General features: G+C 71.4%; 22 protein-coding genes. 14 read left to right on the forward strand and 8 right to left on the reverse strand.

Annotated features, from left to right (window positions below; genetic code table 11):
* Window positions 1-221 precede the first annotated feature (221 nt).
* The 4 genes from G406_RS0137500 (at window position 222) to G406_RS0137515 (ending at window position 5,060) form a co-directional block, all read left to right on the forward strand.
* Entirely contained in the window at window positions 222-650 is a 429-nt protein-coding gene (locus G406_RS0137500) for a DUF3151 domain-containing protein (RefSeq protein WP_028937829.1), read from the forward strand.
* 228 nt (window positions 651-878) lie between these two features.
* Entirely contained in the window at window positions 879-2,111 is a 1,233-nt protein-coding gene (locus G406_RS0137505; protein ID WP_028937830.1) for a lipid II:glycine glycyltransferase FemX, read from the forward strand.
* The gene (locus G406_RS52285; protein WP_051343214.1) at window positions 2,111-2,695 is read left to right on the forward strand and encodes a TetR/AcrR family transcriptional regulator; all 585 of its coding nucleotides are present in this window, start codon (window positions 2,111-2,113) and stop codon (window positions 2,693-2,695) included. The genes G406_RS0137505 and G406_RS52285 overlap by 1 nt, the downstream gene beginning before the upstream one ends.
* Before the next feature lie 277 nt (window positions 2,696-2,972).
* On the forward strand, window positions 2,973-5,060 hold the full coding sequence (locus tag G406_RS0137515; RefSeq protein WP_028937831.1) for a S9 family peptidase: 2,088 nt from the start codon (window positions 2,973-2,975) through the stop codon (window positions 5,058-5,060).
* Between the two features lie 175 nt (window positions 5,061-5,235).
* Here G406_RS0137515 and G406_RS52290 read toward each other — a convergent pair whose 3' ends face one another.
* Together G406_RS52290 and G406_RS0137525 are read right to left on the reverse strand one after the other, a co-directional pair.
* A complete protein-coding gene (locus G406_RS52290) occupies window positions 5,236-6,522 on the reverse strand; it encodes a CynX/NimT family MFS transporter (protein ID WP_064743150.1) in 1,287 nt (428 codons plus the stop codon).
* Entirely contained in the window at window positions 6,519-7,223 is a 705-nt protein-coding gene (locus tag G406_RS0137525; protein ID WP_028937832.1) for a FadR/GntR family transcriptional regulator, read from the reverse strand. The genes G406_RS52290 and G406_RS0137525 overlap by 4 nt, the downstream gene beginning before the upstream one ends.
* A gap of 163 nt (window positions 7,224-7,386) precedes the next feature.
* Between G406_RS0137525 and G406_RS0137530 the strand changes: the two genes are divergently transcribed.
* The 3 genes from G406_RS0137530 (at window position 7,387) to G406_RS54950 (ending at window position 11,669) form a co-directional block, all read left to right on the forward strand.
* Window positions 7,387-7,806: a DUF4282 domain-containing protein gene (locus tag G406_RS0137530; protein WP_028937833.1), complete on the forward strand. Its 420-nt coding sequence runs from the start codon at window positions 7,387-7,389 to the stop codon at window positions 7,804-7,806.
* Between the two features lie 87 nt (window positions 7,807-7,893).
* A complete protein-coding gene (locus G406_RS54945; RefSeq protein ID WP_051343215.1) occupies window positions 7,894-9,930 on the forward strand; it encodes a protein kinase domain-containing protein in 2,037 nt (678 codons plus the stop codon).
* Window positions 9,927-11,669 carry a serine/threonine-protein kinase gene (locus tag G406_RS54950; protein WP_051343216.1) on the forward strand — a complete coding sequence of 581 codons (1,743 nt, stop codon included), beginning with the start codon at window positions 9,927-9,929 and terminating at the stop codon, window positions 11,667-11,669. Before G406_RS54945 ends, G406_RS54950 begins: the two co-directional genes overlap by 4 nt.
* 12 nt (window positions 11,670-11,681) lie before the next feature.
* On the opposite strand, the gene G406_RS0137545 is transcribed toward G406_RS54950, so the two are convergent.
* The 3 genes from G406_RS0137545 to G406_RS0137555 form a co-directional block, all read right to left on the reverse strand.
* Window positions 11,682-12,446, reverse strand: coding sequence for a crotonase/enoyl-CoA hydratase family protein (locus tag G406_RS0137545; protein ID WP_028937834.1), 765 nt, complete (start codon window positions 12,444-12,446; stop codon window positions 11,682-11,684).
* 37 nt (window positions 12,447-12,483) lie between these two features.
* Window positions 12,484-13,131, reverse strand: a complete 648-nt coding sequence (locus tag G406_RS0137550) for a TetR/AcrR family transcriptional regulator (protein WP_028937835.1) — start codon at window positions 13,129-13,131, stop codon at window positions 12,484-12,486.
* Window positions 13,132-13,214: 83 nt separating this feature from the next.
* On the reverse strand, window positions 13,215-14,150 hold the full coding sequence (locus G406_RS0137555) for an oxygenase MpaB family protein (protein WP_028937836.1): 936 nt from the start codon (window positions 14,148-14,150) through the stop codon (window positions 13,215-13,217).
* 103 nt (window positions 14,151-14,253) lie between these two features.
* On the opposite strand from G406_RS0137555, the gene G406_RS0137560 reads away from it, so the two are divergent.
* Window positions 14,254-14,892 (forward strand): TetR/AcrR family transcriptional regulator, encoded by a 639-nt coding sequence (locus G406_RS0137560; protein WP_028937837.1) that lies wholly within the window; start codon window positions 14,254-14,256, stop codon window positions 14,890-14,892.
* A 9-nt stretch (window positions 14,893-14,901) separates the two neighbouring features.
* Here G406_RS0137560 and G406_RS0137565 read toward each other — a convergent pair whose 3' ends face one another.
* Window positions 14,902-16,122: a macrolide family glycosyltransferase gene (locus tag G406_RS0137565; protein ID WP_028937838.1), complete on the reverse strand. Its 1,221-nt coding sequence runs from the start codon at window positions 16,120-16,122 to the stop codon at window positions 14,902-14,904.
* Window positions 16,123-16,205: 83 nt separating this feature from the next.
* Between G406_RS0137565 and G406_RS0137570 the strand changes: the two genes are divergently transcribed.
* Window positions 16,206-16,829, forward strand: a complete 624-nt coding sequence (locus G406_RS0137570; protein ID WP_028937839.1) for a TetR/AcrR family transcriptional regulator — start codon at window positions 16,206-16,208, stop codon at window positions 16,827-16,829.
* A gap of 25 nt (window positions 16,830-16,854) precedes the next feature.
* Here the strand turns inward: G406_RS0137570 and G406_RS0137575 are convergent, their stop codons facing one another.
* On the reverse strand, window positions 16,855-18,381 hold the full coding sequence (locus G406_RS0137575; protein ID WP_245607358.1) for an AMP-binding protein: 1,527 nt from the start codon (window positions 18,379-18,381) through the stop codon (window positions 16,855-16,857).
* Window positions 18,382-18,502: 121 nt separating this feature from the next.
* Between G406_RS0137575 and G406_RS0137580 the strand changes: the two genes are divergently transcribed.
* Together G406_RS0137580 and G406_RS0137585 are read left to right on the forward strand one after the other, a co-directional pair.
* Window positions 18,503-20,293: a hypothetical protein gene (locus G406_RS0137580; RefSeq protein ID WP_156935364.1), complete on the forward strand. Its 1,791-nt coding sequence runs from the start codon at window positions 18,503-18,505 to the stop codon at window positions 20,291-20,293.
* A gap of 26 nt (window positions 20,294-20,319) precedes the next feature.
* Window positions 20,320-21,747 (forward strand): hypothetical protein, encoded by a 1,428-nt coding sequence (locus tag G406_RS0137585; RefSeq protein ID WP_156935365.1) that lies wholly within the window; start codon window positions 20,320-20,322, stop codon window positions 21,745-21,747.
* A 46-nt stretch (window positions 21,748-21,793) separates the two neighbouring features.
* Here G406_RS0137585 and G406_RS0137590 read toward each other — a convergent pair whose 3' ends face one another.
* A complete protein-coding gene (locus G406_RS0137590; protein WP_028937843.1) occupies window positions 21,794-24,169 on the reverse strand; it encodes a xanthine dehydrogenase family protein molybdopterin-binding subunit in 2,376 nt (791 codons plus the stop codon).
* A gap of 436 nt (window positions 24,170-24,605) precedes the next feature.
* On the opposite strand from G406_RS0137590, the gene G406_RS0137595 reads away from it, so the two are divergent.
* The 3 genes from G406_RS0137595 to G406_RS0137605 are packed head-to-tail and all read left to right on the forward strand — an operon-like array spanning window position 24,606 to window position 26,955.
* Window positions 24,606-24,911 carry a hypothetical protein gene (locus G406_RS0137595; protein WP_028937844.1) on the forward strand — a complete coding sequence of 102 codons (306 nt, stop codon included), beginning with the start codon at window positions 24,606-24,608 and terminating at the stop codon, window positions 24,909-24,911.
* On the forward strand, window positions 24,908-26,167 hold the full coding sequence (locus G406_RS0137600) for a WXG100 family type VII secretion target (protein ID WP_028937845.1): 1,260 nt from the start codon (window positions 24,908-24,910) through the stop codon (window positions 26,165-26,167). Before G406_RS0137595 ends, G406_RS0137600 begins: the two co-directional genes overlap by 4 nt.
* A complete protein-coding gene (locus G406_RS0137605; protein ID WP_028937846.1) occupies window positions 26,164-26,955 on the forward strand; it encodes an ESX secretion-associated protein EspG in 792 nt (263 codons plus the stop codon). Before G406_RS0137600 ends, G406_RS0137605 begins: the two co-directional genes overlap by 4 nt.
* The last annotated feature ends 1 nt before the right edge of the window (window position 26,956 follow it).

Raw genomic sequence — 26,956 nt, forward strand, 5'->3', positions numbered from 1 at the left:
CAACCAGGAACCAGCGCGAGGCCGGCGTCGGCGGGGGGTTGACCCCCCCCACCCACGCCAAGACACTTGATGGCCAGCGGGGACACCCCGTAGACACTGGATGGCCAGCGGGGACACCCCGTAGACACTGGATGGCCAGCGGGGACACCCCGTAGACACTGGATGGCCAGCGGGGACACCCCGGACGGCCCGAGCCACCGGGGAAGGCCAAGATGGCATCCATGAGCCTGCACGGAAATCTGCTCGGCCCCGAACCCACGTTGTTGCCCGCCGACCCGACCGTCGACGACGCGTTGGCCGAGGGAACCGACCCCACCGCGGTGGCCGCCGCTCACCCGGCGTCGAGCGCGGCATGGGCGACCCTGGCCGAGCGCGCGTTGGACGCGGGCGAGCCGGTCACCGCGTACGCGTTCGCTCGCACCGGGTACCACCGGGGCCTGGACGCGCTGCGCCGCAACGGCTGGAAGGGGTTCGGTTCGGTGCCGTGGGCGCACCAGCCGAACCAGGGGTTCCTGCGGGCCGTCGCCGCACTGTCGCGGGCCGCCTCGGCGATCGGTGAGGCGGACGAGGCCACCCGCTGTCTCGATCTCCTGACCGACTCCGACCCTCAGGCACCCGCCGCGCTCGGGCTCGGAACCGGGTCGGATTGAGGCGCAAGAGGCTTGTGTGTGGGCACAAGTGGATCATCCGGGATCGTGCGTCGAGATCTTGCTGAGGCGGGCGCACGTCCCTGACCTGCGGTGACGTTTCTCTGACGGCCGTATCCGGGTTGAGACCTCAGGCCTGCCAAAAGCCTGGCGACGCTCAGGTAACCTCGAAGTGTGCGGTTCTCGGTCAGGAGAACGGCGGGCTCTCGTTCACTAAGGATGCATCGGACAATGCAGGTCCCCCCGGCCTCGAAGGCCGCCTCGGTCGGTTCGCAGCCGACCAAGGGTGGCTCGGCCAAGGCCGGGCGCGCCGGCGTCACCACCGCGGATCGGACCAGGGCGAAGCAGTTGCTCGACGACCTGAAGATCACCATCAGCTCGGCTCCCGAGCAGGAACTGCTGACCGCGTGGGACGAGTTGGTTGCCACCACACATAACACCGACGTCTCCCAGCTGAGCGGCTGGGCGACGGTGCGCAAGCAGGCCGAGTACGAGCCGCTGTACGTGCTCGCCTCGTCCGGCCCGTGGCTGCTCGGCGGCGCGATGGTGCTGCGCCGCAAGATTCGCGGTCTCGGCTGGGTCGGTTACCTGCCGTACGGCCCGGTGCTCTCCGACGATCTCGTGGTCACCCGGGGTGCGGTGCGACACCGGCTGGCCGGTGCACTGACCAAGGTCGCGCGTGCGCACCTCGCGCTGTTCGTCCAGCCGCCGGACGGTGGTGACGACACGACGCTCGACCTGCTGCAGAACGGCTTTCGATTCTCCAAGGCCGGTATCGCGCCCGCCGCGACCATGCGCGTCGACCTCACCCAGACCGACGAGGAGCTGCTGTCCGGGCTGACCAGGCGGTTGCGCACCTGGACGCGGCAGTGGCCGCAGCGCGGCGTCAAGGTGCGGGTCGGCGATGAGCGGGACATCCCGCTGCTCGCCCGGCTCGCCGCGAGCACGGCCGAGTACCAGGGCTTCACCCCGTTCCCGACCGAGTACCTGGAAGCGACCTATCACGAGCTGCTGCCCGGCGGGCACGTCGTCCTGCTGATCGGTGAGCTGGACGGGACGCCGGTGGCCGCCGAGCTGCTCAGCGGGTCCGGTGGCGTGCTGAAGAGCCGCATCACCGGTCTGGACCGGACGTCGAAGGAAGCCGCGAAGCTCAACGTGGCGAGCGCGATGATCTGGGAAGCGATCTGCTGGGGCAAGGCCAACGGATACCGCGCGTACGACTTCGGCGGCCTTCGCCCGGAGTCGGTCGAGCTGCTGCGCGGTGGCGCCCCGGTCGACCAGGAGGCCCTGCCCGGCCCCGACCTGTTCAAGACCAAGTTCGGTGGCGAGGTGTGGATCTACCCGCCCGCTGTGGAGCTGATCGCGTCCCGCACCATCCGCGCGGGCTACGACGTGCTGCGCCGGGGCGACGGCGGTCAGAAGCTGATCACCTTCGTCCGGGAGACGCTGCGCGGCGGTCGCTAGTGCCCTCGGTCCCGCCGAGGGAACGCCTGCTGGCCGCGGCGATGGACTACCTGGGCACGCGGGGCATCAGCGACCTGAGCCTGCGTGAGCTGGCCGAGGCACTCGGTACGAGCCATCGCATGCTGATCTACCACTTCGGGTCGAAGGAAGGCCTGCTCACCGAGGTCGTGCGCGCGGTCGAGGCCGCGCAGCGTGACACCTGGAACGAACTGGTGGCCGACGAGACCCTGGAGCCGGCCGACCGGCCGAGGCGGCTGTGGCAGCGCGTGTCCGACCCGGCCCTCGAACCGTATGTCCGGCTGTTCTTCGAAATCTACGGCCAGGCGCTGCAGGGCCGCGAACCCGCGACCGCGCTGCTGGATGGCGACATCCAGTCCTGGCAGCGAGCCACCGCCCAGGGCTTCGCGGCACCGGGAGCGGACGCGGACACTGTCGCCAGGCTCGGCGTCGCGGTCACCAGGGGCCTGCTGATGGATCTCCTGGCGACAGGCGACCGCGCAGAGGTGAACAAGGCCTACAACCTCTTCCTGACCTGGTACGAACAAGCAACGACACCCGCCGGCACCAAACCCAGCGACGGCTGAGCCGGCCGCGCGAGTGTCCGAGGGAGTTCGGGCGTAGGCGGCTCAACCGGGCAACGGCTGAGCCGGCTCCGCGAGTCTCCGAAGGAGTTCCGGCGAAGGCCGGGCAGTGAATGTCCGCACCCACTGTCGCCAACGCAAGGAGGCGGCTCCCAGGGTGACAACAAGCGCGCGCCGGGCCGACGAAGTCGGCTTGTGTTTCTGGGAGCACCCCAGCGAGCGCTTGCGCGAGCCGGGGTGGTCACAGAAACACTCCGCGCGGGACAGGCACAATAATCCCGTGAGCTTTCCTCAGCGGCACGCACGTACTCGGCGGTTCAGCCTCGGGGCACCCCGAGGGTTCAGTATCTCCCCGGACGGTTCTCGGGTGTTGTTCCTGCGCAGCAAGGGCGGGAGCGATCCGGTCACGTGTCTGTGGTCGTTGGACGTGGCCACCGGTGAGGAACGGCTGGTCGCGGACCCGGCGGCGCTCGCGGACCCCGACGCGGAGCTGCCGCCCGAGGAGCGTGCGCGCCGCGAGCGCAGCCGGGAGCAGGCGGGCGGGATCGTCGGGTATGCGACCGACGCGGGGCACACGGTGGCCGCGTTCACGCTCGCCGGAGTCCTCTACCTGGCCGATCTGACCGGTGTGGACGCCGTCCGTGGGGTGAGCACACCACCGGGAGTGATCGATCCTCGACCGGATCCGGCGGGCAACCGGGTCGGGTACGTCAGCGGCGGTGCGCTGCGGGTGTACGACCGGGCGACCGGCACGTCCACGGCGCTGGCTGAGCCGGAGTCGGACACGGTCCGCTACGGGCTCGCCGACTTCATCGCCGCCGAGGAGATGGGCCGTATGCGCGGCTACTGGTGGTCGCCCTCCGGCGACGCCGTGCTGGTGGCGCGCACCGACGATGCACCGGTCGTGCGCTGGCACGTCGCCGACCCGGCCAACCCGGACCGGCCCGCGACGGTGCTGCCCTATCCGGCGGCGGGCACCGCGAACGCGACCACGGAGCTGTTCCTGCTCGACGGGACGGGCCGCCGCACGCGGGTCGACTGGTCGGGTGAGTACCTGGCGGACGCGACCTGGGACGGCACCGATCTGCTGATCAGTGTCGAGCCGAGGGACCAGCGCACGATCACGGTGCTGCGGGTGGACACCGCCACCGGGGCGACCAGCGAGGTCGTCCGGAACAGCGACCAGGCCTGGGTGGACATCGTCCCGGGCGTCCCGGCGCACCTGGCGGACGGGACGCTGGTGTGGACGGCGGAGTCGTATCGATCGGACGAGGGCATCGAGGCCCGGGTGCTGGTCGTCGGCGGTGAGGCCGTCACCCCGCCGAGCCTGCAGGTGCGTTCGGTGCTCGACGTCGACGGTGACACCGTGTTGTTCACCGCGAGCGACGACCCGATCGACATCCGGCTGTGGACCTACCGGCCCGGCGACGGGCTGAGCTGCCTGACCCCGGAGCCCGGCGTGTTCGGTGGGCGGCGCGGCGGCGGGACGACCGTGATCACCGCGCAGACGCTCGACTCCGACGGGGTGAGCGTCACGGTGCATCCCGCCGACGGGCAGAAGGTGACCATCGCCTCGCTGGCCGAGTCCCCGGATCTCCCGGTGCGGCTGTCGCTCGTCCCGCCGGCCACGACCTGGCCGCGCGGGCCGCGTACCGCGGTGCTGCTGCCGTCGGGGCATCGCGCGGGTGAGCGGCTCCCGGTGTTGATGGACCCGTACGGCGGGCCGCACGCGCAGCGGGTGCTCTCGGCGCGCAACGCCTACCTGACCAGCCAGTGGTTCGCCGACCAGGGCTTCGCAGTGGTCATCGCGGACGGTCGGGGGACGCCGGGGCGCGGGCCCGCCTATGAGCGGGAGGTGTTCGGGGACCTGGCCTCGCCGGCGCTGGAGGACCAGGTCGCCGCGGTGGAGATCGCCTCGGCGGCACATCCCGAGCTGGACACGTCGCGGGTCGGGATTCGTGGCTGGTCGTTCGGCGGGTACCTGGCCGCGTTGGCGGTGCTGCGCAGACCCGACGTGTTCCATGCGGCGGTCGCGGGTGCTCCGGTGACCGACTGGCGGCTGTACGACACCCACTACACCGAGCGCTACCTGGGGGACCCGGCCGTCGAACCGGGCGCCTACGAGCGGTCCTCGCTGCTGGCCGACGCGCAGAAGCTGAGCCGTCCGCTGATGCTCATCCACGGTCTGGCCGACGACAATGTGGTCGCCGCGCACACGCTTCGGCTGTCCTCCGCGCTCCTGGCGGCCGGTAGGCCGCACACGGTGCTGCCGCTGTCCGGTGTCACACACATGACCCCGCAGGAGGAGGTCGCGGAGAACCTCCTGCTGCTGCAGGTCGACTTCTTCAGGGCAGGCCTTCGCGCGTAGCGTTTCCGGCAGGGACCCCCCAAACCCTTCGGGCTCGGGGGCCCGCAACCGGAAACGCTCCCAGGCGCCGGCCCTGACGGGCCTCTGCCTGGGGATTTTCCCCTCGCGGACCCCCTTCGGGGGCCCACTCGGTAAAAGGCCGTCGCCTGGCGGCGCCGGCCGCGCGCTTGTCTGATTACGTTCTGCTTCGCCTGGTGCGTTTTGTGCAGTGCTCCGCACTGAACTCCCTGCGGGAGACCCCTGGAGCCACCTTGAGTGCAATGAGTGGCTCGGCCGTTTCGGTGGTGCTGGTGACGTGGCGGTTGGTGGAGGCGATCAGGCCCGTTGCCGCCTGGGGGACCAGGAGCAGGGCCAGGAGGATCAGGGGAAGGGTCCAGCCTCCGGAGAGGTCGTGGACCGCGCCCAGGGTGACCGGGCCGATGCCGGCCAGCAGGTAGCCGAAGCACTGGGCCATGCTGGACAGCTGCGCGGTGTGCCGGATGTCCGGTGCACGCTGCACGATGAACAGCAACGCCAGGCTGATCGCGAACCCGGTGCCGATGCCGATCAATGCCATCCACAGGTACGCCAGCGCGACGGGCGCGACCAGCAGGCCGACGAAGCCCATCGCGGACAGCGCCGCACCGGCGAGCACCAGCCAACCGGACCGCACACCGCGTCCGACCAGCGTCGGCGCCGCGAACGCACCCGCGATGGCGACGATGTTGGCCAGCGACAGCATGCCGCCCGCCGCGCCGCTGGTCATGCCGGCGCCGGTGAGCAGCGTCGGCAGCCAGGCGCTGGCGGTGTAGAAGATCATCGACTGCAGACCCATGTAGCAGGTGACCGCCCAGGCCAGCGGGTTGCGCCAGAGTCCGCGTACCGGGTGTTCCGCCGCGCGAACCTCGGAGGCGCGCACCCGGCTGTGCCGACGAACCTGCGGCAGCCACACCAGGATCGCGATGACCGCGAGCAGCCCCCACAGCGCCAGCGTCACCCGCCAGCTCAGGCCGGTGGCCTGCGCGAACGGCACCGTGAGGCCAGCCGCGAGCGCGGGTCCGCCGGACAGCGTCATGGTGTACACGCCGGTCATCGCCGCGACCTGGGTGGGGAAGTCACGCTTGATCACACCGGGGATCAGGACGTTCGCCAGCGCGATGCCCGCGCCGATCAGGACCGTGCCGACCAGCAGCGCCGCCATCGGATGCAGCAGCCGCACGGCCGCGCCGACCCCGATGATCACCATTGTGATCATCAGCGCGGGTTCGATGCCGACCCGTCTGCCCAGGCGCGGAGCCAGCGGCGCGAGCAGTCCGAAACACAGCACCGGAAGCGTGGTCAGCAGTCCGGCCGTTCCGGCCGACATGCCGGTGTCCTCGCGGATCGCACCCAGCAGCGGCGCGACCGCGACCACCAGTGGGCGCAGGTTCAGCGCCAGCAGCACGACGCCGATGGCCAGCCAGATCGTCTGGAACCTGCTCATGACTCGGCCTCGTCCATGAGGCGCAGCGAGTAGGCGGACTCGCCGATGTACTGCTCAACACACCGTTGGGCGGCGTCCGCGTCACCGGCTTCGATCGCGTCCACGAGCGCGCAGTGCGCGGCACCCTGGAACCGCACCTCCTCGTCGCCGGGGCCCTGCAGCACGGTCTCGACGACCGCGCGCAGCCCGTCGGTGAGATGGCCGTAGAGGTCAGCGAGCATGCCGTTGTGCGCGGCACCGACCGCGACCCGGTGGAACCTCAGGTCCGCGACGATCAGCTGCTGCTCGTCGCCCGCGAACCAGGCCGCCTCGCGCTCGGCCAGCGCGGCGCGCAGCTCCGCGACGTCGGCAGCGGTGCGGCGGGTGGCGGCGAGACGCGCGGCGTCGCGTTCCAGGCTGGACCGCACCTCGAGGGCTTCGAGCATGCCGGCGCGGTGCAGCCGACGCAGCACCGCGATGCCCAGGTCGTCGTCGGCGCGTACGTAGGTACCGTCGCCCTGGCGCGGTTCCAGCATGCCGCTGTGCACCAGCGCCCGGACCGCTTCGCGCACCGTGTTGCGGCCGACCCCGAGCGTGCTCACGAGCAGCGGTTCGGCGGGGATCTTCGTTCCGACGGGCCATTCACCGCTCTCGATGAGCAGCCGGAGCTGACTGATCACCTGGTCCACGAGGCTCGATCGCTCGGTCGATTTCAGTGGCATGATTCACCCTTTCGAGGTACAAGGTGAACCTAACATCCCATGTTTGCTCCGGAGAATTGATTGAGAGCGAGCGCACTGTGAGCTCGGACGCGACAGGCGCTAGCTAGGTGCTTGCTACAGTCAGCAGTCCGGAACGCCACACGATTCATCGGGAGGCAGGACCGTGAACGAGCAGGACGAGCCGCCGAGTAGCGAGCTGCTGGCGTCGGGCGGCGGTTCCACCGGCACCTGGACTGTGTTGCTGGGTGCGCGTTTCGACGTCGGCCTGACCGCCCGGCTGCTCCCCGTCGCGGTGCAGACGTTGATGCTGCTGGTCGCGATCGGCGGTTGCGGGCTGATCGTGGCCGCCATGACGACCACATGGTGGCTCGGGCTGTGTGCGCTGCTCGTCGTACCGGTGGTCGTCGTGCTGATCTTCGCGCTGGTCCGGGTCGGCGCCGAGATGGTGCTGGCCGTGCTCGACATGTCCGCGCGGGTCACCGAGATGGCCGACCGGCTGCCCGGGCTGGAGAGCACCGTGGGCGGCATGGCGAGCGACATGCCCAAGCTGGGGTTCCTGCGGCTTCGCTCCGGCGGTCGTTGATCCGTCTTATCACGAGACTTATAACAAATGCGCAAGGTAGCCTGCTGACCTTCACCGATCATGAACCACCGCTGGGCAGGGGCTTGCATGGCCGGGGCGTTGCGTACTGGGGACCCGGCGACGGTCGGCCCGTTCCAGATCCATCGGCGGCTCGGCGCGGGCGGCATGGGGCAGGTCTACCTCGGCAGGGACCCCGCCGGGCGGTGGGCCGCGGTCAAGGTCGTCCACGACGCGTTTATCGGTGACCGCGAGTTCCACCGGCGGTTCGCCAGGGAGATCGACATCGCGGCTCGGGTCCGGGCGCCGTGGACCGTCGCGCTGCTGGACGCGGACGCCTCGGCGGACCGTCCGTGGCTGGCCACCGAGTACATCCACGGACCGTCGCTGGAGCATGCCGTCGGTGCGACCGGGCCGTTGCCGGAGGCGTCGCTCGGCGTGCTCGCCAGCCGGTTGGCCGACGCCCTCGCCGCATTGCACTCGACCGGGCTGGTGCACCGCGACCTCAAACCGTCGAACGTCATGCTGGCCGCTGACGGGCCCCGCCTCGTCGACTTCGGCATCGCCCGCGCGATGGACAGCAGCCGGATCACCCGCACCGGGCTGACCATCGGCACACCCGCGTTCATGTCGCCCGAGCAGGCGGGCGGTGAGGACGGCGGACCACCGACCGACCTGTTCGCGCTGGCCGCCGTCCTCACGTTCGCCGCGACCGGCAGCGGCCCGTTCGGCACCTCCAGCAACCCGGTGGCGATGCTGCTGCGGGTCGCCGAGAGCGAACCCGACCTCAGCGGCCTGCCGGCGACGCTGCGCGACGAGCTCCACGACTGTCTGGCCAAGGACCCTGCCCAGCGTCCCACCGCACGCCAGCTCGCGACCCGGCTCGCGCACTGGACCAGCCCGCCCGCCGAGGGCAGCTGGCCACCGCCCGCCGCCGCGCAGCTCGCCGAACCGCCGCCCACCGGCGATCGTCCGGTTCGGGAACCGGGCCAGGAAGCCTGGACCCCTCCCGATCTCCCGGCCGGCTTCACCCCGACGAACACCGCGCTGCGCAGGCTGACCGGTCTCATCCGCACCGGCCGCCGACCGGGACGTACCACCCTGGCGCTGCTGACCGTCTCGGTCGTCGCCGCGCTCGTCCTCGGTCTGGTGCTGTGGGCGCCCTGGTCGAGCGGAGGCAGCCCGGTGCCCGGCGGCGGCACCTCGGAGTCGGTCCGACCGCCGACCCGGCCGGTCGCGTTCGGCACCTCCACCCCGATCGAGGTCGACCGCGGAATCGGCTACATGGCCGTCGCGCCGGACAGCAGCAGGGCCTACATCGCCGCGCTGACCACCATCATGGTCGTCGACACCCGGACCCAGCAGGTTGTGCGGACCCTGCCGCTCCCGCTCGGGATCTCGGCGAACGGGCTGTTCGTCGCGTCGGACGGGGCGCTGTTCGTCGTGGGCAGGGACGGGATGGAGATCCGCGACCCGGACTCGGGCAGCGTGCTCGCCAAGCTGCCGATCCCGGACCTCGCCCTGGTGACCAGAGGGGCGACGAGCAGGGATGGCCGGCACATCGCCCTGATCACCGGGGGGCTCCAGGCCACGAAGAAGCTGACCGTGCTGGACACCGTGAGCCGCACCGTCACGGCGGTCGTGCCGCTCCCCGACGTCAGCATCATGGCGAGCGGTGTCGCGTTGTCGAGCGACGGCGCGGTCGCGTACGTCTCGCAGCTCGGCGCGCCCCTCGTGCGGGTGGACATCACCGCCGGGCGGGAGACCCCGATCGCCCCGGTGCTCCTGGCGAACGCGCTCGACATCTCGGCGGACGGCCGCGAAGTGTATGCGCAGAGCATGACTGGCGGTCTGATCAACGTCCTGGACACCGGTAGCGGCCGGGTGCTGCGCCGGGTCAACATCCCGAGCTTCGTCGGTGCGTTCCAGTCCCTGCCCGGCGGCGGGCTGCTCGCGGTCGACAATCCCCGCAGGACCGTGCACGCGATCGATCCGGGGACCGGCGCCGTACTGGCCACGACGCAGTTCACCCGCCCGATCGTCTACTCGTGGAAGAGCCCGGACGGCCGGGTGCTGTACCTGGCCGGAACCAATGGTGTGGACGCGGTCAGCGTCATCGAGAAGTGACCGACCCGCTGCGGGGCACCGATCCCGCCCGGGTGGGCCCGTTCCGGCTCCTCGGTGTGCTCGGCTCCGGCGGGATGGGGCGGGTGTATCTCGGCCGCGACCGGGCCGGTCGGCTCGCGGCGGTCAAGGTGATCCACGACGGGTTCGCCGAGGACCCGGGGTTCCGGGCCCGGTTCGCCCGTGAGGTCGACATCGCGCGATCGGTCGCCGCGCCGTGGACCGCGGGGGTGCTGGACGCGGACCCTCGGGCCGATCGGCCCTGGCTGGCCAGCGAGTACGTCCCCGGTGCCGTCCTCGAGGACGCGGTGCGGTCGGACGGGCCGCTCTCCGGCGAACGCGTCACGGTGCTGGCCGCCCGGCTGGCCGAGGCGCTCGCCGGCCTGCACGCGGCCGGCGTGGTGCACCGTGACGTCAAGCCGTCCAACGTCATCCTCGCCGAGGACGGGCCCCGGCTCATCGACTTCGGCATCGCGCGCGCGGTGGACGCCACCCGGATCACCCACACCGGCAAGTTCGCCGGGACCCCCGGCTACATGTCTCCCGAGCAGTGCGGTGACGGCGAGATCGGTACCGCGTCGGACGTCTTCTCGCTGGCGTCGGTCCTGACCTTCGCGGCCACCGGGCGCGGGCCGTTCGGCGATACCGGCAACGCGGTGGCGATGCTGCTGCGGGTCATCCGCGACGAACCCGACGTGTCCGCCGTCCCGGATGCGCTGCGGGCGATCGTGCACCGCTGCCTGGCGAAGGAGCCCTCGGACCGCCCCACCGCGGCCGAGCTGGCCGACGAACTGCGCACGGACGCCACCACCCTCGTGAGTGTTGAGTATGGCTATAGCCACACTCAACACTCACGAGGAGAGGCGACCGAGGTCATCGACCATGCCGCCGCGCCGACCCAGGCCGTGCGCACGGTGGTGGTCGCTGCGCCCAGGTCCACCGGAAACCGGACACTGTGGATCACGCTGGCCTGCGCGTCGGTGGTGGCGGTGCTGGTCGCCGCGGTCGCGTGGGTGGGCCTGCCTGGTGGTGACGGTCGGCTGGACACCGCGGCGAAGATCAGTGAGGCCATCGACGCCCAGCTCCAGCGGGACGGCACGGTCAAAGCCACCATGGTCAGTAACTCCTTCGCCCCGGAGAACGGGACGTCGACCAAGGTCACCGCCGAGTTCCAGGCCCGCGTGGAGGACGAGGACACCTGGTTCTCGCAGACCGTGCACACCCACACGGAGTGGCCGGCCCGCGACGGTCGCCCGCCGGGCAGCGCGAACGACGGCTCCGAGTCCGTCCTGTTGCCCGGGCATTCCTGGGTCAGGCTGCTGCCGTCCTCGATCACCGGGAAGGGGACCGACTGGAAGGACACCCCGCTCGACTCGACGCTGCCCCAGGACGCGGCGGTGATCAAAGGCGCGCGCGGCTCGGCGGGCGTGGTGAACCCGCTGCGCCACTACCTTCCGGCGATCACCCTGGTCAGGACCGAGCCCGACCGGCTCGACGGGGTTGCCGCGACCAAGTTCACCGTGAGCATCGATCCGGCCGCCATCGAGCAGCTCGACGCCGACCCGGACTGGCGCCCCAGCGGCCGGCCGACACCGCCGAACCCGGACGCCCGCACCCAGACCCTGTGGCTCGACGGCGATCACCGGCTACTGCGGACCCACTCACAGCAGTCGCCGAACTCGAACACGGACATGCGCTACCGCGACTGGGGCGCGCCGGTGCAGATCACCTCGCCGCGCTGACCTGACCGTGAGTCATTTGCCCTGCCAGACGGGTGCGCGCTTCTCCGCGAAGGCCTTCGCGCCCTCGATCGCGTCCGCCGAGCTGAACACCGGCTCGATGAGCGCGGCCTGGCGTTCCCACATCTCGGCACGCGACCAGTCGGCCGACTCGACGATGATCCGCTTGGACGCGGCGACCGCGAGCGGGCCGTTCGCGGCGATCTTGTCGGCGAGCCCGAGCGCCGCGTCGAGCGCGCCGCCGGCCGGGGTGAGCCGGTTGACCAGGCCGTAGCGATGCGCGTCGCTCGCGTCCAGGAAGTCGCCGGTCAACGCCAGCTCCATCGCAACGTGCGGCGGGATGCGGTGCTGCAGCCGCATCAGGCCGCCCGCCGCGGCGACGAGGCCGCGCTTGACCTCGGGGATGCCGAACTTCGCGTTGTCGGCCGCGGTCACCAGGTCGCAGGCGAGCACCAGCTCACAACCGCCGGCCAACGCGTAGCCCTCGACGGCGGCGATCAGCGGCTTGGTCGGCGGCGCCTCGGTGATCCCGCCGAAACCACGGCCGGGCAGCGACGAACGCTGGCCCGCGACGAACGCCTTCAGGTCCATCCCGGCGCAGAACGTGCCGCCGGCGCCGGTGAGGATGCCCAGCGACAGCTCCGGGGTGCCGTCGAGCTCGTCGATCGCGGCCGCGATGGCCTCCGCGACCGCCGTGTTGATCGCGTTGCGTGCCTCGGGACGGTTGATCGTGATGATCAGAATCCGGTCACGCCGCTCGACCAGTACCTCGTCGCTCACCAGGGTCCTCCTCGACTCGCGGTGCTCCAGTGTCGGCCTAGTGTCGCGGAAGCGCGGACATCGCGCCGATCAACAACTCCAGACCGAACTCGAAATCACCCTCGTGATCGTGCACCGCGAGGATCGGGAGCAGCTGCTCGACGTTCGTCAGCTTCGCCTCGGCCAGCTCCGCCTTGAACGCCGAGATGCCGTCCTCCGTGACCATGTCGGTCACCCCCACCTCGCGCATCATCGCGCCGAGGATGAACGAGACGAACGTGCGCACCAGCCGGACCGAGGTCGGGTCGTCGAAGCCGGCGTCCCGGACCGAGGCCAGCACCAGCTCCATCGCGTGCATCCCGACACTGGACTTGGGCTGGCGGGTGATCACCAGCAGGACGCTGCGCGGATACCGGCGGGTGATCGCCCGGAACGTCCGTGCCAGGTTGCGGGTCTGCTGCTGCCAGTCCGCGTCCGGGTCGGACGCGAACCGCATGTCGGTCATGATGAACTCGGCGACGCCGTCGAGCAGCGCCGCCTTGTTCGGCACGTGGTTGTACAGCGACATCGGCGCCACACCGAGCTCGGTCGCCACCCTGCGCATGGACAGCGCGGCCTCACCGTCCCGCTCGATGATCGTGACGGCGGCGTGCACCACGCGTTCCTTGGTCAGCGCCTGGCGTGTACGGGGTTGCGGTTCCGGCAAGCTCCAGCCTCTCTGCTGAGGAGAGCTACACCGTAACCAAGAAACCCGTGAGTGTTGTGGGCTGCTATGGCAGCCCACAACACTCACGGCTTGGGTGAGTAGTGGTGGGGCGAGTCGCGGTAGGCCAGCGGCGGCAGGTTGCGCGCGGGCGTTTCGGGCAGCGGGGCGTCTGCGGGGAGCTTGCCGCTCGCGCGCTGCCACGCGGCACGGGCCCTCGGGTGGAAGCGCCGTTCGAACGGCACGAGCCGCCATGCGTTACGCACGACCAGCCGTATCGCGCGCATCGCCAGTTCGTCGCGCTCGGTCCAGCTGTAGCCGAGCAGCCGGCGCACCGGATCGTCGTACATGCCGACGGTGAGCCAGACGAAGCCCTTGGCGACCGGGATGCGCAGCAGCCGCCACGCCCACTCGGGCAGCCACGGCGCGTACGGCGGCTTCGCCAGCTCGGACAGGTCGAGCACGTCCCTGGTGGCCTTGTTGTCCTCGAGGACCTCGGTGCACATGCGGTCCCAGTAGGCCTGGAAGGCCGCCCAGTCCTGGGGCAGGTCGTGCATCGGCATCCCGTACATGGAGTACCACTGGATGCCCTCTGCCCAGAGCTGTTCCTTCTGGTCGTCGGTCAGCGGGTAGCCGAAGTAGTCCTGGACGCGCAGGGTGCCCATGACGAAGGTGGCGTGCGCCCAGAAGAAGACCTCCGGGTTGAGCGCGTTGTACTTGCGGCCCTGCGCATCGACACCGGAGATGCCGCGGTGGTAGTCGCGCACCTCCCGGCCGGTGCGCGGTGCGCGGTCGCCGTCGAAGACGACCCCGCCGATCGGGTAGAGCGACCGGTAGAGCCGCTGCCAGCGTTCGGTGAAGAAGATCGAGTGCTGTTCGACGGCGGCGCCCAGCTGCGGGTGCATGTTCTGCATCGAGCCGGCCCACGGACCCTGCAGCAGGCCACGCCAGTCGCCGAACAGCCGCCAGGTCAGTGAGTCCGGCCCGAGCGGGGTCACCTGCGTGCCGACGTCCTGTGTCATTGGTCGTTCCCCTCACCGAGTGCAACTGAGGACACCTGTCATCAGGTTACGATCGCGGACACCTTGTCGTCAATCGCCGTCGCTGCGAGCAAGTGGGGTGGTCATGAGTTCCCGCGTCTGGGGCGGCACCACGCTCGACGTCCGGCGGGAGTCCCGGCGGGAGAAGCTCCTGGAGGTCGGGTTCGAGCTGCTCGGCGGGCCGGACGGCGCTTCGGCGGTCACGGTGCGGTCGGTGTGCCGGCACGCGAAGCTCACCGACCGCTACTTCTACGAGAGCTTCGCCGACCGCGATGAGCTGCTCGTCGCGGTGTACGACCAGGTCGGCGCCGAAGCGCGGGACGTGCTGGCCGAGGCGGTCGCGGAGGCGGTCGGTGCCACGCCGGATCCCGAGCGGGTCGCCAGGGCGGCGGTCGAGGCGTTCTTCGGGCTGTTGACCGCCGATCCGCGCAAGGGACGGGTGCTGCTGCTCGCGCCGATGACCGACACCGTGCTCAATGTCAGGGCGCTGGGGCTGATGCCGATGTTCGGCGAGCTGATCCGGGTGCAGCTCGCGGCGGCCAACGGGTCACCGGAGCCGGCCGAGCTGGAGCAGCGGCTGACCGCGTCCGCGTTGATCGGCGCGCTGTCCAACCTGTTCGTCCGCTGGCTGGACGGCACCCTGGAGGTCAGCGAGCACGACCTCACCGAGTACTGCGTGCGCCTGCTGGTCCACGCCGTCCCCCTGGCAGGTCATACCCCGTGAGTGCGGCACTCACGGGGTCAGGAGGCGCTGGACGGCGTCGGCGCCCGCCGGTGCTCCGCCGCCGGTGGTGAGCGTCGTGGACATCGTCTTGGCCGCGGTCCGCATAGCCGGGTCGGTGAGCGCGTGTTCCACAGCGGTGCGCAGCTCGGCGGGCGGCACCGCTCGACGCGACACGTTGTGCCGGAGGACGAGCGCCGCGCCGCGATCCTCGACGACCTTCCCGATGATCAGCTGTTCGACCTGCTGCGGGACGACCACGAGCGGTACGCCGAAGGACAGCCCCTCCATGGCGCTGTTCATGCCGCCGTGGGTGACGAACGCCGCCGTGTGCCGCAGTACCTCGAGCTGCGGCACGGTCTGTCGGACCAGGGTGTTCGCCGGTGGTGTGCCGAGAGCGGCCGGGTCGAGATGGGAACCGACGGCGAGCAGGACGCGCGCGGGCAGGTCGGCGAGCACGTCGAAACAGGCGTGGAAGAAGTCGAGGCTGCCGGCGTGCAGCGTGCCGAGTGACACCAGGACAACCGGTTCGGGTCCGGTCACGTGCGCCGCGAGCTCGGCATCGAGCTGACCCTGCTGGATGTCGGGATCGATCGTCGGGCCGATGAAGTGGCAGCTGCCGTCGATTCGGGGGTCGGGGGACTGCAGCTCGCGCGGCACCGGGAAGATCGACAGGTCGCCGCGCATGGGCAGCATCGGGGCGGGCGGGAAGAGCTGCTTGCCGAACCGGCGCGCGAGCCGCCGTCGCTGGGCGAACGTGGCGGGAATGTCGCGCAGCATGGGCGTGATCGAGGTCCGCCACTCCCGGCCGTTCATCACTCGGACGTTGGCCGTGCCGACCAGGAACGTCGTCATGAACGAGATCGTCGGCAGCCTCAGGCTCGCGGCGGCCATCCGGCCCCACAGCGCGTTCGAGTCGTGCAGGACGGCATCGGTGGGGCCCTCCCGCACCTGGTCCAGCACGAACGGCAGGAGCGACTCGGTCGCGGTGAGGATGCGGTTGACCACCGCGACGCTGCTGCCGGTGCGGGTCGCCGCCGCGATGTCGGCGGCGGACAGGCTTCCGTCCGGGTAGCCGACGAACTCCGCGCCGGTGCGCTCGACCGCGTCGCGGAACTCGGTCCCGGTGCAGTACGTGACCTCGATGCCTCGCCGTACCAGCTCGCGGACCAGGGGCAGGCTCGGGTTGAGGTGTCCCGAGGCGGGCATCCCCGCCATGACGATTCGACTCATAAGGCCGCCGACTCTAGGACAAAGTTACATTGAGTGCAAACTTACTCGTTGGGCATAGTTCGCAGTGATATAGGTTTATCGCGATGGAAGAGTCCCGGCGCGAGCGCAAGAAGCGGCAGACCAGGCAGCTGCTGACCGAGACCGCGCTGCGGTTGTTCGCCGAGCGGGGCTACGAGCAGACGACCGTCGCGCAGATCGCCGAGGCGGCCGACGTGGCGACCAAGACGTTCTTCAACTACTTCCCCAGCAAGGAGGACGTGCTGTTCGCCGACACCACACACGACAACGCCGTCTCGCTGGAGGTCATCGCCGGCCGCCGTCCGGGCGAGAGCATCGCGGCGCTGATGACCAGGGTGTACGACGAGACCCTTGCGCGGTACCGGGCGGAGAACATCGGGGCCGACCCCGAGCTGGTACGGGCCTACGTCCGCCTGGTCATGACGGTGCCCGCGCTCCTGGCCAAGGCGCTGCACCTCAGCTACGAGCTGCAACGCGAGATGGCGCACGCGCTGGTGAAGGCCTACCCGGACGAGCTGGACCCGGTCAGTGCGGCGGCGGTGATCGGCTCGTTCGCCGGCGCCGCTCAGGGCGCGGCGATGATGAGCCTGCGCCTGAACGAGTCGGACGAGCAGCTCTGGGCGGCCGCGCGCCGAGGCATCGAGATAGCCCTGCACGGTCCACCCGACCCCACACCTCGTGAGTGTTGAGTGTGGCCATGGCCACACTCAACACTCACGAGGGGAGGCGGGCTGTTCTCAGGGCTGAGCGGCGGACCTTGCCGGTGTCGTCGCGCAGTGGGTCGGGGCTGCGCTCGAACGTGCGCGGGACCTTGTAGGAGACGAGGTGTTCCCGGACGTGCGCCGTGAGCTCGTCGTCGGACACCTCCGCCGTGGTCTGGACGATCGCGTGCACGACATTGCCCAGGTCGTCATCCGGCAGACCGATCACCGCGGCGGACGCCACCGAGGGGTGCGACTCCAACGCCGCCTCGACCTCCGCCGGGTACACGTTCGCGCCGCCGACCAGGATCATGTCGGCGCGCCGGTCGGCCAGGTACAGGTAGCCCTCCTCGTCGAGGGAGCCCATGTCCCCGATCGACTCCCAGCCGTCCCGTTCACGCGCCACGGCGCCCAGGTAGTGGTAGGTCACGGTGTCCGGCGGCGGCCGCATCCACACCTCGCCGACCTCACCGGGCGGCAGCGGCTGGAACTCGTCGTCGGTGATCAGCAGCTCGCCGGACACCGGCTTGCCGACCGAACCGGGATGCCGCAGCCAGTCCTCGCCGTCGATGATGCACACCGCCGTGGACTCGGTCCCGGCGTACAGCTCCAGCAGCCTGCCCGGCTCGATCCACTCCAGCCAGCCGCGTTTGACGTGCTCCGGACACGGCGCGCCGACGTGCAGCATCGTGCGCACCGAGGACAGGTCGGTGCTGCGCCGGACGTTCTCGGGCAGCCGCAGGATCCGCCCCATCTGGGTCGGCACCGCGTACAGCCAGGTGACCCGGTGACGCTGGACCTGCTCCAGGATGTCGGCCGGGTCGAAGCGTTCCATCACGACCACATGGCCGGCGTTGACCAGCGCGATCAGCGAGAACATGAACGGTGCGTTGTGGTAGAGCGGCGCGGTCACCAGGAACACCGAACCGGGGTCGATGCGCAGACCCGGCGCGCGGGCGAGGATGTCCTCCCGGGTGCCGGCCGTGCCGCTGATGATGATCTTCGGGCGGCCGGTGCTGCCCCCGGAGGTCGGCGCCTTCCAGTACGGCGGGGTCGCCGGTGGCAGCGAACGGTCGGACAGCTGCGGGTCCGGTTCGAAACCGGGTGGCAGCCACGGCCGGTCGTCCGGCGGCTCGAGACCGATGACGACCTTCGGGTCGGCGATCTCGATCAGCGCGGCGATCTCGGCGGCGGGCAGCCGAGCGGACACCGGCTGCGGGATCGCGCCGAGCTTCCAGGCCGCCACGGTCGCGACGTAGAACTCCACGCTGTTGGGCAGGCCGATCGTGACCAGATCCCCGACCCCGACCCCGAGGCCCTCGAGATGTCGGGCGAGCTGGTTCGACCTCGCGGCCAGACCCCGTCTGGTCAGGGTGAGATTCCCGCAGGTCACCGCTGGTGCGTGCGGGTTGACCGAGGCGAGTGCGTCGAGCCCGGTCCCCACCGGAGTACCTGTCCCCGCGCCGTTCGCGCTGAGTCGGTACGCGGGGGAACCACCCTGGGCTTCGGACGCGGTCGGGTTGCTCGAATCTGCGGGCACCCGTCCAGCATGCCGCGCCGACCGGTGATCGCCAGTCGAAATGGCGCACACGACCGGACATTTGGGCTATAACGATCTCACCGCGCCGCCGTGGGCGCCCACGACCGAGGAGCACAGACGGGTGACCGCGACACCGCTGCCGGAGATACTCACCCGCGGCGCCGTATCGGCTCAGGTGCTGGCCCGGTGGGGTGCGGACATCGCCGACGCGCTCGCCGCCGCGCACCAGCGGGGTGCCGCGCACGGTGACGTACGGGCCGACGTCGTGCGCATCGCGGCGACCGGCTCGGCGACGCTCGACGGGTTCGGCGCAAACTCCGGCGGCTCGCCCCGGCATCCGGCACCGGAGCAGTCCACGAGCCCAGCGCCCTCACCTGCCGCCGACGTGTACGCACTGGGCGCGATGCTCTTCCAGGCGGGCGGGGCGGTTCTGCCGGAGATGGCCGCGGCGTGGCCGTGGCTCGGCCACGCCGACCCCGCCCAGCGGCCGAGCGCCGCCCACGCGGCGGAGTACCTGCGGATGTTCACGGCACCACCCGCGACCCCGTCCGCCGCCCCGCCACCCGCTGCTTCGCCGCCATCTGCCGTCCCGCCATTCTCTGCGGGGCCGCCAACGGCTGGATCGCCACCTGCGGCGCCCTCGGCCGCGGCGCCGTCGGCGGGTTCGGGATCGGCTGCCGGATCCCCGACCGCGGGGTCACCGACGGCGGTCCCCTCGACCGGGATGCCGCCGGCGGGTCCGGCATCGGCCGCCGAGCCACCGGCCGCGGTCCCGTGGGCGGGACTGGCGCAGGCTGCCGGATCGCAGGCTGGTTGGCCGCACGCTGCCGGACCGCCGACCGCCGCACCGCGGGCCGGTGGGCCGCCGGCGGGCCTGCCGAGCCCGGCCACGTCCGCCCCCACGGCGTCGGCGACGAAGCCCCGGTCCACGCGCGGAGGGCTGTGGATCGCGCTCGCACTGGTCCTGGTGATCGTGCTGGTGGGCGGCGGGGTGTGGGCCGCGCGACCGCTCCTGGGCGTCGGGTCCTCCTCCTCCGACACGGCCACCGGCCCGATCGGCGACGTGCGCACGGCGGATCCCTGCTCGCTGCTGAACGTGCCGATCCTGTCCCGGTTCGGGACGGCCACGATGTACCCGGAGAACGGTTCGCCGAGCACGTGCCGGATCTGGGTCGCGGGCACCGGGGAAGCCAGAACCTGGGTGGGTGCCACGCTCAGCAACCCCGCCCTGGACGAGCAGGACCTGGCAAAGGTGCGGGCGCAGCGCATCGGTGCGCTGACGCTGTACTCGGTACCGGCGTCGGGCACCTACTGCCAGCGGACGATCGTGCTGCCGGATCGCTTCCGGGTCACCCTCGACGCGAGCAGGTACGGCGCGGGCACCCAGGATCTGTGTGCGATGGCCGACGCCGAGCTGCCCTCGGCGCTCAGTGCGCTCGACGGGGAGAGCCTGCCCCGCAAGACCGGAGACATCCCGCCGAACTCCCTGGCCCGCGTGGTGGACGCCTGCGCGCTCGGTTCCGAGCCTGTGTTGCGCACGATCGACGGGCTGAACGTCGGCCGCCGGCAGCAGGCGCTGGGCGGCTGGTCCTGTGAATGGGGTGCGGACCCCGCCGTGGTCGACTCGGCGGACGTGCAGATCGTCGTGCGACGCAGCCTGCCGCTGACCGGCCAGCCCACGACGATCGGTGACCGGACGGCGGTCGTGGTCCCCAACGGATGGACGTTCTACCAGTCGTCCTGCGTGGTGAACCTGATCCAGCGTTCCTACCCGGGTCCCGAAGGCTCCACCGTGGCCGAGTACCTCGTCGTGCAGGTCCACATCAACAACGCGACGACGCCGGAAGCGCACTGCACGGCCGCGACCGCGCTCGCCAAGGCCGCGGCCGACAAGCTCCCGCCCCCGAACTGACCCAGCGATCGAACAAGGTGGAACACGTGACGACACCGCTGCCGGATGTGCTGGCGCGCGGACTGGTGCCGAGCGAGACACTCGCCCGCTGGGGCGCGGACATCGCGGAGAGCCTCGCCACCGCACATGCGTCGGGCACGGTGCACGGGGACGTCCGGGCGGACGCCGTCGGCATCGACACGAACGGGTCCGCGCGGCTGGAGGGGTTCGGCGCGAGCGGCACACCGAGACACCCGGCGCCCGAACAGGCCGACGGTGCGGCCCCGTCGGCCTCGGCGGACGTCTACGCGCTGGGCGCGATGCTCTACCAGTCGGGCGGCGCGGTGGCGCCGGGGATGGCCGGGGTGTGGCCATGGCTGGGGCACTCGGACCCTGACCAGCGGCCGAGCGCCACGCAGGCCGCCGAGCGGTTGCGCACGTTCGCCGAGGCCACCCCGCAAGCGGCGCCGACCGGGGTGAGCACGCCGAAGCCCCGGCGGCGAACGCCCTGGGTGATCGCGGCGGTCATCGGCGTCGTGCTCCTGGGCGCCGCCGCGCTGGTGTTCTTCGCGCCGGTGCGGTCGCTGTTCGGCGGCACGTCCCAGCCCTCCGGGTACCTCACCGCCGCCCCGCTCGGTGACGTGCGCACGGCCGATCCGTGCCTGATGCTCGATGACGCCGCGCTGCAGCGGTTCGGCACGACGACACGCTTTCCCGACGGGACCTCGCCGTCCGGGTGTGCCGTCTGGATCCAGCCCGCCAGCGGTGACGGAACGTGGGTCTACCTGTGGCTGAGCAATCCCACGTTGTCCGACGCCGACCTCAAGGACGTGCCGTTCCAGCGCTTCGGCGGCATGACGCTCTACCAGTCCAAGGGCTCGTGCCAGAGGACCGTTCTGCTCCCGGACCGGTCCAGAGCCGTCCTGTGGGTCAACAGGTACCGCAACAGCACGCTCGACTCGTGTGCGCTGACCGACGCGGCGGTCCCCGGTGTGCTCGGTGCGTTGAGCACCCCGAACCTGCCGAGACGCAAGCCTGCCGGTCCGCCGAACTCGATCGTCGGGCTCACCGCCTGTGCGCTCGGTGACGACGCGGCTCTTCGCGCGGTTCCAGGTCTCGACGTCGGCCGTCGCGAGCCGCAGTACGGGGACTGGGAGTGCGAGTGGGGTGACTCGGTGACCGACGATGCCTCGACAGCGCAGATCAGGTTGACCCGTGACATTCAGCAGCAGCCTTGGCCCGGGACACTGTCCGGCCGCTCTTCGCAGACGTTTCCGAGTGATCCGGGCGAATCACCCAGCTCCTGCTCGGTGGACCTGGTCCAGCGCACGTTCCCCGGCCCCAACAGCAGGACCGTGGCGGAACTGCTGGTGGTGACGGTGCACATCACGAAGGCACCCTCACCGGACGCACAGTGCGCGGCGGCCACCGCGATCGCGCAGGCGGCCGCCGCGAAGCTCCCGCCGCCGGGCTGACCGTGAGTGCCGCGGCCGCCTCGGGGCGGCCGCGGCACTCACGGGGTCAGATGTCCGCGGTCTCCAGCTCCTCGGTCTCGCCGCGCACCGGCAGCGTCGTGAAGATCGCCGGGGGCTCGCGCCACGGGTCCGGCGCGCCGCCGTTGCGAGTCGCCTCGATCGCCCGCCAGACCCGCTCCGGAGTGCACGGCATGTCGACGTGGCGCACCCCGAGGTGGGACAGCGCGTCCACCACGGCGTTCTGCACGGCCGGGGTCGCGCCGATCGTCGCGGCCTCACCGATGCCCTTGGCCCCGAGCACGTTGAGCGGCGTCGGCGTCTCGGTGCTGCGGACCTCGTACGGCGGCAGGTCGGCGGCGGTGGGCACCGTGTAGTCGGCGAGCGTCCCGGTCGTCGGGTTGCCCTCCTCGTCGAACCGGACGTGCTCCCACAGCGCCTGCGCGACACCCTGCGCGATGCCGCCGTGCTGCTGACCACGCACGATCAGCGGGTTCAGCACACGACCGCAGTCGTCGACCGCGAAGTGCCTGACCGGCGTGACGTGCCCGGTGTCCAGATCGACCTCGACGACCGCGACGTGGCTGCCGAACGGGAACGTCGCGCCACCCTGGTCCACGTCGAGCGCGGCCGACAGCGTCTCGCCCCTCGACTCGGCGACACTCGCCAGCTGAGCCCAGCTGACGCCCCGGCCGGGCACACCGGCGACGCCGAGCCCACCGGCCTCGGTCACCTCGATGTCCTCGGCGGACGCCTCCAGCAGCTCCGCAGCCAGCTCCCGGGCCTGGTCGAGGACCTTGCCCGCCGCGGTGTAGATCGCGGTGCCGCCCAGCTGCAGTGACCGGGAACCGCCGGTGCCACCACCACGCGGCACGACGGCGGTGTCCGACTGCACGAACTTGATCGACTCCATCGGGATGCCCAGCTGGTCCGAGACCAGCATGGCGAACGACGTGGGGTGGCCCTGGCCGTGGCCCGACGTGCCGACCGACGCGGTCGCGGTGCCGTCGGCGTGCACCGTCACCGAGCCCCACTCCTCGGCGCCGCCACCCGCGGTGATCTCGACGTAGCTGGCCAGCCCGATGCCCAGCACGGTGCGCGAACCGGACTCCCGCCGCGTGGCCTGCTCGGCACGCAGCTTCTCGTAGTCGGAGACCCGCAGCGCCTCGTCCAGCGTCGTCGAGTAGTCACCGCAGTCGTAGGTCGTGCCGACGACCGTCTCGTAGGGGAACTCGGCCGGACCGATGAAGTTGCGTCGCCGCAGGTCGGCGGGGTCCACGTCCAGCTCGACGGCGGCGAGGTCGATCATGCGTTCCAGCAGCGCGGTCGCCTCGGGCCGCCCCGCGCCCCGGAACGCGCCGACCGGAGTGGTGTTGGTCAACGCGACCGCGACGTCGTAACCGATCTTCGGGATGCGGTAGACGCCCTGGGCCATCGAGTAGCTGGGCCCCATCGCGAGCGCCCCACCGAAACCCGCGTAGGCCCCGGCGTCGCCGATCACCCGGATCCGCAGCCCGGTGATCTCGCCGGATCGCCGCAGCCCCAGCTCGGCGTACTGCACCATCGCGCGGCCGTGCGGCATGCCGACGAGGTTCTCCGACCGGGTCTCCGCCCACTTGACCGCACGGTTCAGCTTCCGCGCGGCGGCAACGCTGATGCTGTGCTCGGACACGATGCCGGCCTTGCCGCCGAACCCACCGCCGACGTCCGGCGTGACCACCCGGATGCGCTCCGGCTCGATACCGAACAACGCCCCGGTCAGCCCGCGCCACGCGTGCGGCATCTGGGTCGAGACGTACACGGTCAGCTCGTGCTCGTCACCCGGCCCGCCCGGGATCACGGCGATCGCGTTGCCCTCCATCGGGACCACCGCGAGCCGCTGGTTCTCCATCCGGGCCCGCACGACGACCTCGGCATCGGCGAGCGGATCCTCGTCGGGAGCGGAGCGGACACCCGCCGCCAGGTTGCTGCCCAGCTCCTCGAACTGGGCCGGCGCGCCATCGGCGAGAGCGTCCTCGGGGTCGATCGCGACGGGCAACGGGTCGTAGTCGACCTCGACCAGCTCGACGGCGTCGATCGCCGCGGCCCTCGACTCGGCGATGACGGCCGCCACGATGTCCCCGACGAAGCGGACCTTGCCGGTCGCCAGCGGCGGCCGCGCGCAGGCCTCGTTGACGGCCATGAACGAATGGTGGGCCGGGATGGCGAGATCCTCGGCGGTGTAGACGGCGACGACCCCCGGCGCCGCGAGCGCGGCGGAGGTGTCGATGTGGGTGATCGTGGCGTGCGGCAACGGGGACCGCACGAACACCAGATGCAGCAGGTCGGCGCCCAGAGCGAGATTGTCGACGTAGCTGCCCTCGCCCCGGATCAGCTTCGGGTCCTCGACCCGGCGGACCTCGGTACCCATCAATGAACCAGGCATGCTCGTCCTGTCTTTTGGGCCTGTTCCGCGCGATTCTTTTCTGTGACCACCCCCTCGCTTCGCTTCGGGGGTACTCCCAGAAAAGAAGCCGACTTCGTCGGCCGAACGCGCGCTTGTTCTCACCCTAGGAGCCGCCCTGGCAGTCGGCGACTTGGTTGCGGACATTCACCGCGCCGGCCTTCGCCGGAACTCCTTCGGAGACTCGCGGAGCCAGCTCTACCGCGCCGCGGCTCCCGGCGCGCACCCCGCAGCCACACCGCGCACCTTGTGGTGACGCCGCGCGCTCTGTGGTCACGTCGCGCGGTGTGCACCTAGCGCGGTGTGGGCGTGAGGTGCGCGGTGTGACCACTGTTGATCATCTTGCGGGGGCACTCCTGGGTGCTGATTTACCGGAAACCGCATATGTTGATCATGCTGAACTTCTACGGTGACGGGCGTGAATCCCACCGAGGTGACGCCGGAGAACGTGCTCCGGGTGCGCGCGGTACTGCTCGCCGAGGCGGACCGGCTCGGTCGCTCGATCGGACCGGCCGAACCGGACGGCTGGGTCGGGGCGTGCGGCGGCGACCCACTGTCCTCGGACGCGAGGTCCGCGTTCAACGAACGCATCGAGGCCACGCGCGAGCGTTGCCGCGGCCAGGTCGATCGGCTGCGCGTCGCGGGGCACTCGCTCGAGGACGTCGCACGCAGCTACGGCCACACCGACGCGGCCATCGCGGCCTCCTGCCGGCGGCTCTCGTGACCGGGCTCGGGGAGTACCGCTGGGAGGGCTACAGCCTCGCGGAGAAGCAGCGCTGGATGCGGGAGGGGCAGGGCGCGGCCGCTGTCGAACGGGGTGTGCAGGTGCTGGATGCGCTGGTGGCGAGCTCGCGCCGCTCGGCGGAGAGCCTGCGCGGCGCGCTCGCCGAGCTCGGCGTCGACTGGTCAGGCGCGGCGGCGGACTCGGCCGGGGTCGCACTCGCCGCGACCACTGCGGGCGCGGAGCGCATCCTCGACGAGGCGTCCGCTGGCCGCGCCGGGCTCGACCGGTACGCGGAGTCGTTCGCCCGGGTCAGCCGCACGATTCCGGCGCCGGGCGAGGCCTCTGCCCCGCTGGTCGCCGCCGGTGACCTCGCGGTCGTCAACGGACTGCAGTCCGACCTGCGCGCGGGCCCGGTCGCCCAGCGGCGCGCCGAGCTCGCCGCGAACGCCGCACTGCGCGCACACGAACAGGCCACCCTCGACGCACTCGCCGCGTTCCCCGAGCCGCCGGTGCGGGAGACAGTCGCGGCGCGTTCCCAGGTCGCGTCGATGCAGAGCGCACCGGGCCGGCTGCCGGAAATCGTCACGCCCCGGCAAGCCGACCCGCACGGTGACCTGGTGGTCACATCGCGCCACCCCCGGCCAACGATGGAGCCACCGCCGGAAGCGCGGACCGTCAGCTCGGTGGTGCCGACGACCACCCACGCCGCCGAGTCGTCCGAGTCGAGCGGCAAGCGCAGCGACAACGGCACCACCGCCGCGCCGCCCCTCGCTCCCATGCCGCCGATCCCGCCGCCGGTCGCGGCGGGGGACGGCTACCGGACCACGCCCGGCAGGCCCGGCAGGCTGGTCCATCCGGACGACGGCCCGTTCGGCCGGTCCGCGGTGCCGGCCGGTGGCGCCCACCCGGGCGGACTGCTCGACGAGCGCGCCGAACCGAGGAGAGCGGGCCGCCCCGAGATCGAGCTGCCCCGCAAGGCGCCGTTGATCCCGGGGCTGGTTCCGCCCGGCTCGTTGGACGGCCCCGATCCTCGGGTGCACTCACCGGTTCGCGGAGCACCGCTGCCGCCGCCGGTCGACCGCCCCCTTCCGCTGCTGAGCGAGACGGCGGAGCCGGCAGGGGGCGACTTCCGGCGATGGCGGGGCGAGCGGGTCGGCTCGGTCGAGGAGCAGAACTTCGACGACAACTTCCGAGCGCTGCGCAGCGACGAGTTCCCGGCGGTGCACGGCCTCGGTGAGGGAAGGAGGCGCTCGTGAGCACCGCGGTCGCGGCCGACCTGACCTTGTCGGCGGTCGAGCTGGACGCCTGCTGGGAGCTGCTCGAACTGGGTGACACCCCGGAGACGCTGCTGCTGCCCAGTCCCGGGCGTGACCGGGCGGAACGCCGGGAGATCCTGGGTGACGTGCTGGCCGAGCTGGCCAGCAGAGGCCTCGCCGACCGGTCCTCGCCGGTCGAATCGCTGGCCCGGCCATTGCGCGTGCTCGCCGCGCCCGACCATCAGGTCGACCTGCGTCTCGGCGGCGAGCCACATGGCACGGTTGTCGCGATCGGCGCCGTCGCCGGGTCCCTCGGCGCCGCGCTCGTGCAGTACGGGGACCGGATCCAGGTCCAGAGCATGCGACCGACCCAGATCATGGCGGCCCTGCTCGGGCTGTGTGGGCCGATCCGCCCCGGCGTCGGCCGCCCGGTCAACGTGCCCGCCGACCTGTACGACGCCGCGCAGCAGGCTACGACCGACGGCAACCTGTGGACCATGGCCGACAACCTGGTGTCCGGGGGACTCCCGCGAGCCGACGCGAGCTCCTGGGTCCGGATGTGCACCGGAGTGCGCTCCTTCGGCCAGCTGGGCGTGACTTTCTGGCCAGAGGGCGCCCGACGGCCGGGCCGCTACGTGGTCGGTTTCCACCACACCGAGACCGGCCACTACCTGCAGCTGCGTCGCCCACCCGACCACGGGAACGGCCGCGCGACCGTCACCGTCTGCCCGGTCGACGCCCACCGCCTGGCCCGCCTGACCGAGGAACTGCTCGCGGCCGGCTACTGAC

Source organism: Actinospineispora spinosispora DSM 44797, assembly GCF_000429025.1.
Classification (GTDB): Bacteria; Actinomycetota; Actinomycetes; order Mycobacteriales; family Pseudonocardiaceae; genus Pseudonocardia; species Pseudonocardia spinosispora.

Coding starts and splice junctions, on each gene's coding strand:
- G406_RS0137500 (WP_028937829.1), top strand. CDS start 222: ATGAGCCTGCACGGAAATCTGCTCGGCCCCGAACCCACGTTGTTGCCC.
- G406_RS0137505 (WP_028937830.1), top strand. CDS start 879: ATGCAGGTCCCCCCGGCCTCGAAGGCCGCCTCGGTCGGTTCGCAGCCG.
- G406_RS52290 (WP_064743150.1), bottom strand. CDS start 6,522: ATGAGCAGGTTCCAGACGATCTGGCTGGCCATCGGCGTCGTGCTGCTG.
- G406_RS0137525 (WP_028937832.1), bottom strand. CDS start 7,223: ATGCCACTGAAATCGACCGAGCGATCGAGCCTCGTGGACCAGGTGATC.
- G406_RS54945 (WP_051343215.1), top strand. CDS start 7,894: ATGGCCGGGGCGTTGCGTACTGGGGACCCGGCGACGGTCGGCCCGTTC.
- G406_RS0137555 (WP_028937836.1), bottom strand. CDS start 14,150: ATGACACAGGACGTCGGCACGCAGGTGACCCCGCTCGGGCCGGACTCA.
- G406_RS0137560 (WP_028937837.1), top strand. CDS start 14,254: ATGAGTTCCCGCGTCTGGGGCGGCACCACGCTCGACGTCCGGCGGGAG.
- G406_RS0137565 (WP_028937838.1), bottom strand. CDS start 16,122: ATGAGTCGAATCGTCATGGCGGGGATGCCCGCCTCGGGACACCTCAAC.
- G406_RS0137570 (WP_028937839.1), top strand. CDS start 16,206: ATGGAAGAGTCCCGGCGCGAGCGCAAGAAGCGGCAGACCAGGCAGCTG.
- G406_RS0137590 (WP_028937843.1), bottom strand. CDS start 24,169: ATGCCTGGTTCATTGATGGGTACCGAGGTCCGCCGGGTCGAGGACCCG.